This window comes from Nonomuraea sp. JJY05 (assembly GCF_043496855.1).
In the GTDB taxonomy this organism is placed as follows: domain Bacteria; phylum Actinomycetota; class Actinomycetes; order Streptosporangiales; family Streptosporangiaceae; genus Nonomuraea.
On the sequence record NZ_JBIEIS010000026.1, the window covers coordinates 82,673 to 95,424 of the forward strand.

General features: G+C 74.2%; 12 protein-coding genes and 1 pseudogene. 4 read left to right on the forward strand and 9 right to left on the reverse strand.

Annotated features, from left to right (window positions below; all coding sequences use genetic code 11):
- Positions 1-201: 201 nt before the first annotated feature.
- Entirely contained in the window at positions 202-975 is a 774-nt protein-coding gene (locus tag ACFKCF_RS35390) for an SDR family NAD(P)-dependent oxidoreductase (protein ID WP_394499638.1), read from the forward strand.
- On the opposite strand, the gene hpnH is transcribed toward ACFKCF_RS35390, so the two are convergent.
- Genes hpnH through hpnC form a run of 6 tightly spaced genes read right to left on the reverse strand, consistent with a single transcriptional unit; the run spans position 949 to position 7,712 of the window.
- Complete coding sequence (hpnH, locus tag ACFKCF_RS35395; protein WP_394499639.1) at positions 949-1,953, reverse strand: adenosyl-hopene transferase HpnH; 1,005 nt, start codon at positions 1,951-1,953, stop codon at positions 949-951. The genes ACFKCF_RS35390 and hpnH overlap by 27 nt on opposite strands.
- Positions 1,950-2,603 carry a hypothetical protein gene (locus ACFKCF_RS35400; RefSeq protein WP_394499640.1) on the reverse strand — a complete coding sequence of 218 codons (654 nt, stop codon included), beginning with the start codon at positions 2,601-2,603 and terminating at the stop codon, positions 1,950-1,952. Before ACFKCF_RS35400 ends, hpnH begins: the two co-directional genes overlap by 4 nt.
- The gene (gene shc / locus ACFKCF_RS35405; RefSeq protein ID WP_394499641.1) at positions 2,600-4,477 is read right to left on the reverse strand and encodes a squalene--hopene cyclase; all 1,878 of its coding nucleotides are present in this window, start codon (positions 4,475-4,477) and stop codon (positions 2,600-2,602) included. The genes ACFKCF_RS35400 and shc overlap by 4 nt, the downstream gene beginning before the upstream one ends.
- Before the next feature lies 1 nt (position 4,478).
- Entirely contained in the window at positions 4,479-5,489 is a 1,011-nt protein-coding gene (locus ACFKCF_RS35410) for a polyprenyl synthetase family protein (protein WP_394499642.1), read from the reverse strand.
- Complete coding sequence (gene hpnE, locus ACFKCF_RS35415; protein ID WP_394499643.1) at positions 5,486-6,817, reverse strand: hydroxysqualene dehydroxylase HpnE; 1,332 nt, start codon at positions 6,815-6,817, stop codon at positions 5,486-5,488. Before hpnE ends, ACFKCF_RS35410 begins: the two co-directional genes overlap by 4 nt.
- Positions 6,818-6,833: 16 nt before the next feature.
- Entirely contained in the window at positions 6,834-7,712 is an 879-nt protein-coding gene (gene hpnC / locus ACFKCF_RS35420; protein ID WP_394499644.1) for a squalene synthase HpnC, read from the reverse strand.
- A gap of 183 nt (positions 7,713-7,895) precedes the next feature.
- Here hpnC and ACFKCF_RS35425 point away from each other — a divergent pair, with 183 nt between their 5' ends.
- A complete protein-coding gene (locus tag ACFKCF_RS35425; RefSeq protein WP_394499720.1) occupies positions 7,896-8,144 on the forward strand; it encodes a hypothetical protein in 249 nt (82 codons plus the stop codon).
- A gap of 5 nt (positions 8,145-8,149) precedes the next feature.
- Here ACFKCF_RS35425 and ACFKCF_RS35430 read toward each other — a convergent pair.
- Positions 8,150-8,686: pseudogene (locus tag ACFKCF_RS35430) on the reverse strand (polysaccharide deacetylase family protein); the annotation flags it as partial.
- Here ACFKCF_RS35430 and ACFKCF_RS35435 point away from each other — a divergent pair.
- Complete coding sequence (locus ACFKCF_RS35435) at positions 8,577-9,674, forward strand: hypothetical protein (RefSeq protein WP_394499645.1); 1,098 nt, start codon at positions 8,577-8,579, stop codon at positions 9,672-9,674. The pseudogene ACFKCF_RS35430 and the gene ACFKCF_RS35435 overlap by 110 nt on opposite strands.
- Here ACFKCF_RS35435 and ACFKCF_RS35440 read toward each other — a convergent pair.
- Together ACFKCF_RS35440 and ACFKCF_RS35445 are read right to left on the reverse strand one after the other, a co-directional pair.
- Complete coding sequence (locus ACFKCF_RS35440) at positions 9,634-10,503, reverse strand: DMT family transporter (RefSeq protein ID WP_394499646.1); 870 nt, start codon at positions 10,501-10,503, stop codon at positions 9,634-9,636. The genes ACFKCF_RS35435 and ACFKCF_RS35440 overlap by 41 nt on opposite strands.
- Positions 10,500-11,363: a phytoene/squalene synthase family protein gene (locus ACFKCF_RS35445; RefSeq protein ID WP_394499647.1), complete on the reverse strand. Its 864-nt coding sequence runs from the start codon at positions 11,361-11,363 to the stop codon at positions 10,500-10,502. Before ACFKCF_RS35445 ends, ACFKCF_RS35440 begins: the two co-directional genes overlap by 4 nt.
- A 279-nt stretch (positions 11,364-11,642) precedes the next feature.
- Between ACFKCF_RS35445 and ACFKCF_RS35450 the strand changes: the two genes are divergently transcribed.
- Positions 11,643-12,740 (forward strand): enolase C-terminal domain-like protein, encoded by a 1,098-nt coding sequence (locus tag ACFKCF_RS35450; RefSeq protein WP_394499648.1) that lies wholly within the window; start codon positions 11,643-11,645, stop codon positions 12,738-12,740.
- Positions 12,741-12,752 lie beyond the last annotated feature (12 nt).

Consider the following 12,752-nt stretch of genomic DNA (forward strand, 5'->3'; position numbering starts at 1 on the left):
ACCACCGGAGGGCGCTCGCGGCGACGATCGTGGCCGCCGCGGCACGTCCCGGCCTGAGCTGAACCGGCGTCGGGAGATCGGGGCGGCCTCGTCCGGGTGCCCTGGCCGGGTGGATGCCGCCCGGCGGGTTGGGACGGCGCGGGAGTGGAAAGCACACGACTGTACGTCGTGATACGCACCGTTATGGAAACAGGTGAGGCCATGCGGCTCGCCGGCGCCCACGTCCTGGTCACCGGGGCCTCCTCGGGCATCGGGGCGGCCACCGCGCGGGAGCTGGCGGGCACCGGCGCGCGGCTGACGCTGGCCGGGCGCGATCGCGAGCGGCTGGCGGCCGTCGCCTCGGCCACCGGCGGGCGCCTGCTGGTGTGCGACGTCGCCACCCGGGCCGAGGAGCTGGTCGCGCGGAGCGGTCACGTCGACGTCCTGGTGAACAACGCGGGCGTGGGGTGGGCGGGGCCGTTCGTGCGGATGCCGGCCGGCAGCGTCGAGCAGCTGCTGGCGGTCAATCTCGCCGCGCCGATCGAGCTCACGCGGCTGCTGCTGCCGGGGATGGTGGCGGCGGGTCGCGGGCACCTCGTGTTCGTGGCCTCCATCGCCGGGGCGGTGGGGGTGGCGCGGGAAGCCGTGTACTCGGCCACGAAGGCGGGGCTGATGGCCTTCGCGGAGGGCCTGCGCCACGAGCTGCACGACGTGCCAGGTGTCGGCGTGTCCGTCCTGCTGCCCGGGGTGGTGGACACCCCGTTCTTCGTACGGCGCGGCACCCCGTACACGCGCGGCTGGCCGGCGCCGATCGCGCCGGAGCGGGTGGCGCGCGCGATCGTGGCGGCGATCAGGGACGGCCGGCCGGAGTCGTTCGTGCCGGGATGGCTGCGGGTGCCGGCCAGGCTGCGCGGCGCGGCCCCCGGCGCGTTCCGGGTGCTCGCGCGGCGCTTCGGGCGCGTCGAGGGCTCAGCCGCTCCTGATGGCGCGCAGTGACTCCTTCAGCGACCCGATCGTGGCCAGGACGGCGGTCGGCTCGTATCCGCAGTGCGCCATGCAGTTGTCGCACCGGGGGTCGCGGCCCCGGCCGTAGGCCGACCAGTCGGTGTCCTCGATGAGCTCGCGGTAGGTCCGCGCGTACCCGTCGGCCATCAGGTAGCACGGCCGCTGCCAGCCGAACAGCGAGTACGACGGGATGGCCCAGGCGGTGCACGGGAGCTCGATCCGGCCCTCCAGGAAGTCCAGGAACAGCGGCGAGTGGTTGAACCGCCAGCGCCGCCGCCTCCCGCCGGCGAAGGCCTCGCGGAACAGCGCGCGCGTCTCCCGCACGCCCATGAACCGGTCCTGGACGGGCGCCTTCTCGTACGCGTACGCAGGCGAGATCATCATCTGGTCGACGGCGAGCTCGTCGTTGAGGTAGTCGAGCACCTCGATGACGGTTCGCGGGCTGTCCGAGGAGAAGAACGTCGTGTTGGTGGTGACCCGGAAGCCGCGCCGCTGGCACTCGCGCACGGCGGCGACCGCCTCGTCGAAGACGCCCTCCTTGCACACGGAGGCGTCGTGGCGCTCGCGCACGCCGTCGATGTGCACGGTCCAGGTGAAGTACCGGGAGGGTTCGAACTCGTCGATCTTCTTGGGGATCAGCAGCGCGTTCGTGCACAGGAAGACGTACTTCTTCATGCCGACGAGCCGGCGGACCAGCTCGCCGATCTGCGGGTGCATGAGCGGCTCCCCGCCGGCGACGGACACCATGGGGGCGCCGCACTCCTGGATCGCGGCGACGGCCTGCTCCACCGGCATGCGCCGTTTCAGCACGTCGGCGGGATGCTGGATCTTGCCGCAGCCGGCGCATTTGAGATTGCACGCGAACAGCGGCTCCAGCTCCACCAGCAGCGGGAACTTGGTCCGTCCCCGCAGCCGCTGACGCAGGATGTAGCCGCCGACGCGCAGGCTCTGTCGGAGCGGGATGGTCATGACAGCACTTCCTCGGGTAGCACCGCCGCCCAGCGCACCAGGACGGGGCCGATGGCGGCGAGCGTGCGGCGGGCGGCGACGCCGCGGGTGAGCGTCGCCAGGCTCAGCAGCGGCGCCTCGGGCGTGTCGACGATGACCCGCACGGCGGCCAGCGGGCGCCCCGCGGCGGCGCGGGCCAGCGGGCCGGTCTCCATGTCCACGGCGTACGCGCCCTCGGCGGCCAGGCGGTGCCGCTCCGCGCCGCGGACCACGTGATCGGCGGTCACCAGCGGCCCCACCACGGCGGGCAGGCCGGCGCCGGCCAGCTCGCCCGCGAGGAGCGGAGCGGACGGGCAGGGATGGACGCGTCCCCTGAAGCGGACCTCGCTCGCCACCAGGACGTCGCCGGGCCGCAGGCTCCTGCCGACCGCGCCGCCGAAGCCGACCACGGCCACCGCCTCCCGCCGGCCCAGGTCCCGGCCCTGGCCCAGGTCCCGGCCCAGGTCCCGGCCCTGGCCCAGGCCCAGGCCCAGGTGCAGGCTCGCGGCCGCGCGGGCCGCCCGCCGCGGGCCGGCGCCGGTGACGACGACCCTGGCGAGGCGGGCCGGCAGGCCGCGCCTGATCGCGCGGGCCTCGATCCCGAGCGCGGCACACACCAGCAGCCCCGTCATGAGAGCTCCATGTCGCGGCGCAGGTAACGCCCGAGGGCGCTGATCGGGAAGACGAGCCGGTAGAGGTGGTAGTTGATGTAGAAGTCACCGGGGAAACCCGTGCCGGTGAAATACGGCTCGTCCCAGGTGCCGTCCGGCCGCTGCCCCTCGACCAGCCGGCGAACCCCCCTTTCCACTGCCGGTGAGCGTTCGCCGGCGGCGAGCAGGGCCAGCAGCGCCCAGGCGGTCTGCGAGGCGGTCGAGGCCCCGCGGCCGATCCAGGCCGGGTCGCGGTAGGAGCGCAGGTCCTCGCCCCAGCCGCCGTCATCGTTCTGGTGCCGTTCCAGCCAGGCGACGGCCCGGCGTACGGAGGGATGTCCCGTGCGGACCCCCGCGGCGACGAGGGCGGGCACGGCGGCCCCGGTGCCGTAGACGTGGTTCGCGCCCCAGCGGCCGAACCACGATCCGTCCTCCTCCTGCGCCTTGAGCAGCCAGATCACGGCCCTGCGCAGGACGGGGGAGCGGGGCCGCTCCTTGGCCAATGCTTCGACGACGTGCGCGGTGACGTCGGCGGACGGAGGGTCGATCACCGCGCCGAAGTCGCAGAAGGGCAGCTTGGTGCAGAGCGCGCGGACGTTGTCGGCGTCGAACGCCGCGAAGCCGCCGTCGGCGCTCGCCATCCCGGCCATCCAGCGGACCCCGCGCTCGATCGCCGGCCGCACGCCGGGGCGCTCCAGCCGGCGCAGCGCGAGCACCACCTCCGCGGTGTCGTCGATGTCGGGATAGCCGTCGTTGTCGAACTCGAACGCCCAGCCGCCGGGCGGCAGGCCGGGCCTGCGCACCGCCCAGTCTCCCGCCGTCGTGACCTCCTCGCGCAGCAGCCAGTCGGCGGCTTCGGTGACGGCCGGATGATCGGCGGGGGTGCCCGCGTCGAGCAGCGCGTTGATCGCCAGCGCCGTGTCCCACACGGGGGACTGGCACGCCTCCAACCGGCGCCCCTTGTCGTCGCGGACGGTGAACCGGTCGAGCCCTCCGATCGCCTTGCGCATGACCGGATGGTCCAGGTGGTAGCCGGACAGGTGGAGCGCGATGATCGAGTACACCCACGGCGGCTGGATCCCGCCCCACGAGCCGTCGGCCTCCTGGCGCGCGACGATCCAGTCGACGGCGCGCCTCAGCGCGGCCCGCCGCAGGGCCTGTGACGGGCGCCGCTCGTACCGGTGCAACGCCCGGTCCAGCGCGCCGAACACCGCCTCCCAGCCCCCGCCCGCGGCGCGCCGCGGCGCCCGGCCGGTCCGCAGCTCGGCCAGCTCGAACGGGAGCCGGCGCACCGGCCGGTGCGCGGTCACGAAGGTCAGGGGCACGATCGTCTGCCTGGCCCAGCAGGCCCAGTCGTAGATGTTGAGCGGGAGCCACGGAGGGAGGAAGATCATCTCGGGGGGCATGACGGGCAGGTCCCGCCATGACCACTCGCCGAACAGGGCCAGCCAGACCCGGGTGAACACCCGGCTCGCCTCGATCCCGCCCATGGCGCGTACCTGCTGGGACGCGGCACGCATGTGCTCGGCGTCGGGCGGGTCGCCCGCGAGCCGCAGCGCGGTGTACGCCTCGACCGTGGTGGACAGATCCGCGGGCCCCTCGTGGAAGTTGGCCCACGTGCCGTCGGCCCGCTGCTCCGAACGGATCCACCGGGCGGCCTCGGCGGTGTCCTGCTCGGTGCGGATGCCGAGGAACTGCCGCAGCAGCAGATCCTCCGCGTCCATGGTCACGTTCGTCTGCAGTTCGCCCTTCCACCAGCCCTCCGGGGAGCGCAGGCCGATCAGGTGATCGCAGGCGGCGCGGAGGGCGTGCTCGGCGTCGGTGAGCAGGCTCGGGGTCGTCTCGAGGGTGGTCATGTCAGTGGTCCCTGGATGTGATGAATCGGGCGAGGTGCAGGAATTCGGTGCGTACGTCCGCGGGCATGTCGGCGGCGTCGAGGCATCGGGTCGCGGCCTCGAGGCGCCGTCCGGCCTCCAGCTCGGCCCACGCCCGGCCGCCTGCCCGCTCGACCAGGTGGGCGGCGTCGCGCAGGTCGGCCTCCGTCAGCTGTCCCGGCCTGGCCAGCAGCTCGGCGAGGCGGCGTCCGGCCTGCGTGCGGCTGGTGAGCGCGGCGACCACGGGCAGGCTCTTCTTGCGGGCCCGCAGGTCGGCCAGCACCGGCTTGCCCGTCGCCTCGGGCCGTCCCCAGATGCCGAGGAGGTCGTCGGTCAGCTGGAAGGCCAGCCCGGCCTCGGTGCCGAACGCGTCCAGAGCCTCGGCCAGCGAGGCGGGACCCTCCGCCGCCGTGACGCCGATCGAGCAGGCGCAGGCGAGCAGCGAGGCGGTCTTGTGCCGCGACATCAGCAGGCACTCCTCCCGCGTCACGTCGTCGCGCTCCTCGAACTCCAGATCCAGGGCCTGGCCCGCGATGAGCGAGAGCGTGGCGTGATCGAGCGCGCGGGCGGCCGCCGCGTAGCCGGGGGTGCCCTGGTGCAGCAGGAGCTCCAAGGCCTCCGCGAACAGCGCGTTGCCGCAGAGGATCGCCTGGGAGCGGCCGAAGACCGTCCAGGCGGCCGGACGGTGCCGGCGCACCGGGTCGTCGTCCATGACGTCGTCGTGCAGGAGGGAGAACGCGTGTATCAGCTCCACCGCGGCGGCGGCGGGCAGGCACCGCCCGACGTCGGCTCCGGCGGCCCGGGCCGACAGCACCGCGAGCGTGGGCCGCAGCGCCTTGCCGCCGGCGGCGCGGGGCCGGCCGTCACCGTCGGTCCAGCCGAAGTGGTAGCGGGCGACGCGGGCGATGCGTGGGTCGAGGCGCTCGACGGCCTCGCGCAGCACCGGCTCGACGAGCTCGCGGGCGGCCTCCGCCGGCGGCAGGGTCAGGGTCATGACACGCTCTCCCGATGCCGTACATGGCTTCTGACCAGGCGCGCGGCCTGCAGCCCGCTGCGCACGGCGCCCTCCATCGTGTCCGGCCAGCCGGTGTCGGTCCAGGCGCCGGCAAGATAGAGCCCGGGCCACCGGGTGGCGCTGCCCGGGCGCAGCGCCCCGCTGCCGGGAGCCTGGCGGAACGTCGCGCGCCGCTCCCTGGTGACGAAGAAGTCGGTCATCCTGGCCTCTCGCGCGGCCGGGAACACCGAGCGCAGCGCCGGGACGAAGACGTCGCGCAGGTCCGCGGTCGGCCGGTCGATCCACGTGTCCGCGACCGACACCGACACCGTCAGGTACTGCCCCTCGCCGAGCCCGGCGACCCGGGTCTTGTCGAACACCCACTGCACGGGCGAGCCGGTGACCGCGACGAACGGCCCGCGCATGACCGGCCGGTCGTAGACCGCGTGGACGTTGATGATGGGGCTCGCGTCCAGGCCGCCCCATCCGTCCCGGCCGGGCGCCGCCTCGGCGGGGACCAGCTTCGCGGCCTGCTCGTGGCGCGTCGCCACGACGACCGCCGACGCCTCGATCCGGACGCCGTCCACGACGACGGCCGGGCCCGGCTCGACGGCCGTGACCTTCGCCGACAGGCGTACCGCGCCGCCGCGCCCCGCGATGGCGGCCCTGGCGGCGGTGTCGTGCAGCTCGCCCAGCGGGACGAGGGGGATGCCCAGGTCGGCGGCGTCCGGCCGGCCGAGCATGGCGGTCTTGAACACCTTCACCGCCGGGCCGAGCGCGGCCTCCTCGACCCCCGTGTTCAGGGCCGCGACGGCGAGCAGGTCCCAGAGCGCCTGCCGTACCGGGGCCCGCTGGCCGTGCGCCGCCAGCCAACTCCCGAACGTCACCGCGTCGAGAGCCGGATCGGCCGGGTCGAGCCTGCTGAGCGCGAGCGAGCCGCGCAGGGCCCGGATCCGGTCGCCCGGCCCGAGCAGGCGGTATCCCGCGAGCGCGGGCACGAAGTGGAGCGGGCCGGGCAACGCGGCGCGGCGCAGCCGCCCCGACCGGCCCGCCGCGCCGAGCACCCGCACGTCGAAGCGGCTCTGCAGGCCGGCCAGCGCGCTGCCGCCGAGCCGTTCCAGGAGCCCCCGGTACGCCGTGCAGCAGCGCAGGAAGACGTGCTGGCCGTTGTCCACCGTCAACCCGCCGCGCCGGAAGGAGTACGTGGCGCCGCCCAGCCTCGGGCGGGCCTCGTAGAGCGTCACCGGGCAGCCGGCTTCGGCGAGCGCGAGGGCGGCGGTGATGCCGGCCAGGCCGCCGCCGACCACCGCCACCGGAGCGATCGTCATCACAGGGACAGCCCTCTCACGCCGACGGCAGTCGTCGCAGACCCGCGTCGGGCCGGCTCATGGTCATGAGGACACGCGCCCACGCCCCGAGCAGGCGCAGGCGGCGTGGCCGGACGGCGCGGCCCAGGACGTCGTAGCGGGCGCCGCTCAGCGCCGCCAGGGTCGCGTGGCCGCCCGCGACGTAGCCGGCGACCGCCGTACGGGCGAAGCCGGACAACGAGGCGACGATCGTCTCCCCCTCGGCCAGCATCGTCCCGGCGCGCGCGGCCTGCACGGCCACCACCTCGCGGAGCCGCGCCGACGTGGCCGCCGCCGCGAGATCGCCGACCGGGCAGCCCGCCCGGCGCAGGTCCTCCGCCGGCAGGTAGACGCGGCCGCGCCGGTGGTCCTCGCCGACGTCCTGGCAGTGCTCGATGACCTGCAACGCCGAGCACACCTTGTCGGACAGGGCCAATCGAGGGCCGCTGACCTCGCCGAACACGTACAGGACGAGATGGCCGACCGGGTTGGCCGACAGCTCGCAGTAGCCGAGGAGCTCGTCGAAGGTCTCGTAGCGGGTGACCGTCTGGTCGCGGCGGTTGGCCTCGAGGAGGCGGCGGAAGGGCTCTGCGGGGATCGAGCACTCCTGGACGGTACGGGCCAGCGCGCGCAGCGGCCCGAGCCGTGGCGGGTGACCGTCGTAGAGCCGGGCGAGGTCCGCCTCGACCTCGTCCAGCAGCCTCAGGCGGTCGCCGGGGGGCTCGTCGTCACCGATGTCGTCCACCGAGCGCGCGAAGCCGTACACGGCCATGAGATGGTCGCGGTGCCGGCGCGGCAGCAGCCGCGAGGCCACCGGGAAGTTCTCCCGGCGCGCCTTTTCCGCCGGCTCCCGCGAATGGCATCTCTCTGACCGCACGACAGGGAAATTATCCGGCGCCGGGGAGCGCAAACATGACGGTATTCCGGTGCCCGGCTGTTTGCTCGGAATTTACCCGCGGGCGGGGCCGGGAAAACGGCGTTTGAATTCCTTGGGAAAGGGGGAGTGGCCGTTATGGATAACGCGATGCCGTGCTCGCGCAGCGGGCCCACGTTCAGGCCCATGAGCCTGCAGCGCGCCACGAGCGCGGGGAGGGCGTCGAGAGCCGGTCGCCAGGACCCAGGGACGGAGGCGTGGTCGGAGTCATGGAGCAGGACGGTCGCCCCGCCGCGCAGCCCGGCCGCCACGGTGGCCAGCACCGAGCCGGGCGTGGCCGCCGCCTCCCAGTCCCGGCCCCAGACGGTCCACAACACGGGGCGCAACCCGCGCAGCCGGGCGGAGACGAGCGCCTCCAGGCTGAGCGCGCCGTAGGGCGGGCGGTACCACGCCGGGCGCACGCCGCCGACCGCCTTCACCAGCTCGGCGGTCCGGCCGATCTCGGCCGTCAGCCGCCCCGGCGGGGCGAGCAAGGGGTTGCCGTGCCGCCAGCCGTGCACGGCCAGCTCGTGACCCTCGGCCACGATGCGGCGGCCCAGCCATCGGTGGCGTTCGAGCAGCTCGCCGAGGACGAAGAAGGTCGCGTGACAGCCGAGCCGCCCCAGCTCGTCGAGGAAGCGCGGGGTCGAGCCGGGATGGGGGCCGTCGTCGAAGGTGAGCGCCACATGGCCCGGGTCGCCGACGCCGGCGATGGCGGGCATCCGTCGCCGGACCGGTGGCAGCCAGGTGATGGCGGGACCCGCGTGCAGCAGCGCCAGGCCGGCGAGCCCGAGCGGCAGCGCGACGCGGCCGATCGGGGGAGATGAGATGGCCAGGCGGGTCCTCATCCTCAGCGCGCCGATGGGCAGCGCCCATGACCGGGTCGCCGCCGAGCTGGCCGCCCGGCTCGCCGCCGAGAATGCCGATTCGCAGATCATCGATGTCCTCCAGCTGCTCCCGCTCAAGCTGGGATCGGTGCTGCGCCACGGATATCGCTGGATGATCCTGCGCGCCCCCTGGCTCTATGACGTCATCTACCAGGTCTTCTTCGTCGGCAAACGGGCCGCCGGCACGTCGCCGCTCACGGTGCTCGCCCTGCCCGCCCTGCGCCGGCTCGTCGCCGCCCGGCCGCCTGACGAGGTCGTCTCGACCTTCCACCTGGCGGCTCAGGTCGCGGGGCTGCTGCGCGAGCGCGGCGGGCTGCCCTGCCCGAGCACGGTGCTGATCGTCGAGTTCACGGTGCACCGGCTGTGGCTGCACCCCGGCAACGATCGATATCTGTGCCCGAATCCCGACATCGTCGGGGAGATCGCCGCGCGGAGCGGCCGTCCGGCGCTCGGCTGCGCCCCGGTCGTGCGCCCGGAGTTCGCGCGGGCGGCGGCCGATCCCGGAGGAGTGGCTGCCCGGGTCGGCGTGGACCCGGGCGACCGGCTCGTGCTGGTCTCGACTGGTTCGTGGGGTGTGGGGGACGTCGTCGCGACCGCGCGCACGCTGGCGGGATCGGGGCGGTACACCCCGATCGTGCTGTGCGGGGACAACGCCGAGCTGCGGCGCCGCCTGCGGGCCGCCGGGGTGGGCCCGGCGCTGGGGTGGCGCGACGACGTGCCGGAGCTCATGGCGGCCGCGTACGCCCTGGTCGACAACGGCTCCGGCCTGACCTGCCAGGAGGCTTTCGCCGCCGGGCTGCCGGTCGTCATCCACCGGCCCATCGGCGGCCACGGCGTCGCCGGCGCGCGGGCGATGGCCAGGGCCGGGGTGAGCCTGCACACCGGCACCGCGTCCGAGCTGCTGGAGGCGCTGGACCTGCTCGAGGACCCGCGATCGCGCAAGCGCCGGGTGGACAGGGCGTACGCGCTGTTCTCCTCGATGCCGGTCGAGGCGGGGCTCATTTCCGCGTCGAGGGGCTCACGCCCTGGTCCTGGATGAGCGGCGACCGGGCCAGCACGATGACCCCGTAGACCAGCAGCCCGGCGCCTGCCACCTCGAACACGAGCCACGGCCCGGTGCGGATGGGCTCCCCGAACATCAGGGCGCCGTACAGGATGCCCGCCAAGGGGTCGCTGATGGTCAGCGCCGGCTGGGCGACGACGAGGGTGCCGCTGTGCAGGGCGTTCTGCAGGAGGAACAGGCTGCACAGGCCCGCGGCCACCATCGCGTACAGCGGCCAGGACACCAGCAGCGCGCCCGGGTCGTCCTCCAGGAGCGTCGTGCACTTCTTGATGAGCGTGGCCGTGAAGGCGAAGCCGAAGCCCGCGGCCACGCCCAGCGCGGCGGCCCGCACGGGCCCCCTGGTCAGGGCCCCCACCGCCACCAGGGCGGCGATCGTCGCCGAGGTCGCGGCGGCGGCGACGATCCATCCGGCCGCGTCCGGTGACCACCGCCCCGGGCCGGGGACCGCCGCGGCGAGGAACATCGCCAGGCCGGCCGACAACGCGCCGATCGCCAGCCATGATTTCCCGTCCAGAACCGTGCCGAACGTCCAGGACATGATGATCATGGTGAACGGCAGCTCGATCACCAGGGCCGGCTGGACCAGGGCGATGCCGCCCTTCGAGAGCGCCGCCGCCTGGAAGACGAAGCCCCCGATCATCGCCACGATCCCCCAGCGCCACAGCGGGTTCCCGACGAGCGCCCAGATCAGGGCGAGGCGCAGGCCCAGCTCCTGCGGCAGCGGTCGCGCCGCCCGCCGCTGCAGGACCGACGTGGCGGCGTTGCACAGCGCGGCGAGCACCGCCAGCAGCGCGGCAATGATCAATTCGCACGCCTCGTCCGGGCGAGAGCGCGTGCCGCGACCATGGACTTCTCCCTCGTCGTCAGCGACAGCCGGGAGGCCAGCGCCCGGCCGGGATCGGCGGCGATGCGGTCGAGCAGGCACCGGTAGATGCCGGCCATGGTCGCCGTGCAGGCGGCGCTGCGGGCGTCCAGCATGGGCAGCAGGCGCATCCCGGTGGCGAACCAGTCGCGGGCCCGGTCCGCCTCGAATCTGACGAGCGCGGCCAGGCGCTCGGGCGGGTCGCTGAAGCGGCCGTACGCGTCGACGTCCAGGGTGCAGCCGAACCGTTCGAGGTCGCGGGCCGGCAGGTAGACCCGCTTGGCCAAACGGTCCTCCCGCAGGTCGCGCAGGATGTTGGTGATCTGCAGGGCGACGCCGAGCGCGTCCGCGAGCGGCGTGGCCGCCTCCATGTCGTCCGCGCCGAACACGCCCAGCGAGAGCCGCCCGATCGAACCGGCGACGCACCGGCAGTAGCCGGCCAGGTCGTCGAACGTCGCGTACGTGCTCCCGCGCACGTCGGCGGCACAGCCGTCGACGAGGTCCGAGAAGGCCGCGAGCGGGATCGGATAGCGGCGGGCGGCCTCGAACAGCGCCACCAGCACGAGGTCGTGCCGCGCGGGAGCTGTCCCGTCGAGCATCCCGCGGATCGCGGACAGGCGGGCCAGCCGCCGCCCGGCGGGGCCGTCGCCGTCGGCGATGTCGTCGATCCTGCGGGCCAGCGCGTAGACGGCGCTCAGCGCGCGACGCTTGGGGGCGGGCAGCAGCCGCAGGCCGTAGGAGAAATTACGGGCCTGACCGCGCATGATCTGCTCGCAGTGCCGGTACGCGTCGCCGACGCCCATCGCCCCGGCGTCGTCACGCGAAGAGGCGCCATCGTGCCGTCGCCACAGACTTGCGGCTCGGGCGAACATCATGGCCGCGACGGCCGTTCGCGTTGATTCCCCCAGGGCATGAGTGATGGCTGTCCGTTATGTCGCGGAAATAAACTCGGGCACCGGTCCCATGGAACGCTGCCGGGAATTACCGGACGAATTATTTACGTCCCGATGAAGGGCGGAACAATGGGCCGGGAATTTCGCTGCGCGCGTTTGTCCGAGGCGGGTGGGGTAGGGCTGGACGGGATGAGCACCATCGATCAGGTCGCGGCGAGCGCCTACCGGATACCTACCGATCAGCCCGAAGGCGACGGCACCCTGGCCTGGCGGGCGACCACGCTGGTGGTCGTCACGGTGACGGCCGGCGGCACGACCGGCACGGGCTGGACCTACGCCCCCGCCGCCACGGCGTCCCTCGTCACCGGGCTGCTCGCCGAGACGATCGCCGGGGCCGACGCCCTCGGCATCCCCGCCCTGTCGGCCGCGATGAACCGGCAGGTGCGCAACGCCGGCCGGCCCGGCGTCGCCGGATACGCGCTCTCCGCGGTGGACGTCGCGCTGTGGGATCTGAAGGCGCGGCTGCTCGGCGTCCCGCTCGTGCACCTGTTCGGCGCGGCGCGCCAGGAGGTCCCGCTGTACGGATCAGGCGGTTTCACGACTTATGCCGACGACGCCACCACGGCCCAGCTCGCCGGCTGGGTGCACGACCAGGGCATCGGCCGGGTGAAGATCAAGATCGGTGAGTCCTCCGGGACGTGCCCCGAGCGCGACCTGCACCGCGTGGCGCTGGCCCGCCGGGTCATCGGCGAGCGGGCCGAGCTGTACGTGGACGCCAACGGCGGCTACGGCGCCAAGCAGGCCGTCCGCGTGGCCGAGCGGATGCGCGAGCACGAGGTGACCTGGTTCGAGGAGCCGGTCTCCTCCGACGACCTGGCCGGGCTGCGGCTGGTCCGCGAGCGCAGCGCCGCCGACGTGACCGCCGGCGAGTACGGCTGCGACCCGCCCTATTTCAACCGCATGTGCCAGGCCCAGGCCGTTGACTGCCTGCAGGTCGACGCCACCCGCTGCGGCGGCTACACCGGCTGGTTCGCCGCCACCGCCGTCGCCGCCGGGCACCACCTGCAGGTCTCCGCCCACTGCGCGCCCAACCTGCACCTCCCGGCCGCGGCCGCCACCGTCAACCTGCGCCACATCGAGTGGTTCCACGACCACGAGCGCATCGAGGCGGCCCTCTTCGACGGCGCCGCGGACCCCACCGGCGGCCAGGCCCGCCCGCACACGGGCACCCCGGGCCACGGCCTGACGCTGCGCATCGAGACCGCGCAGGCCTACCGTGTCGCCTAGAGCCGTGCCGGC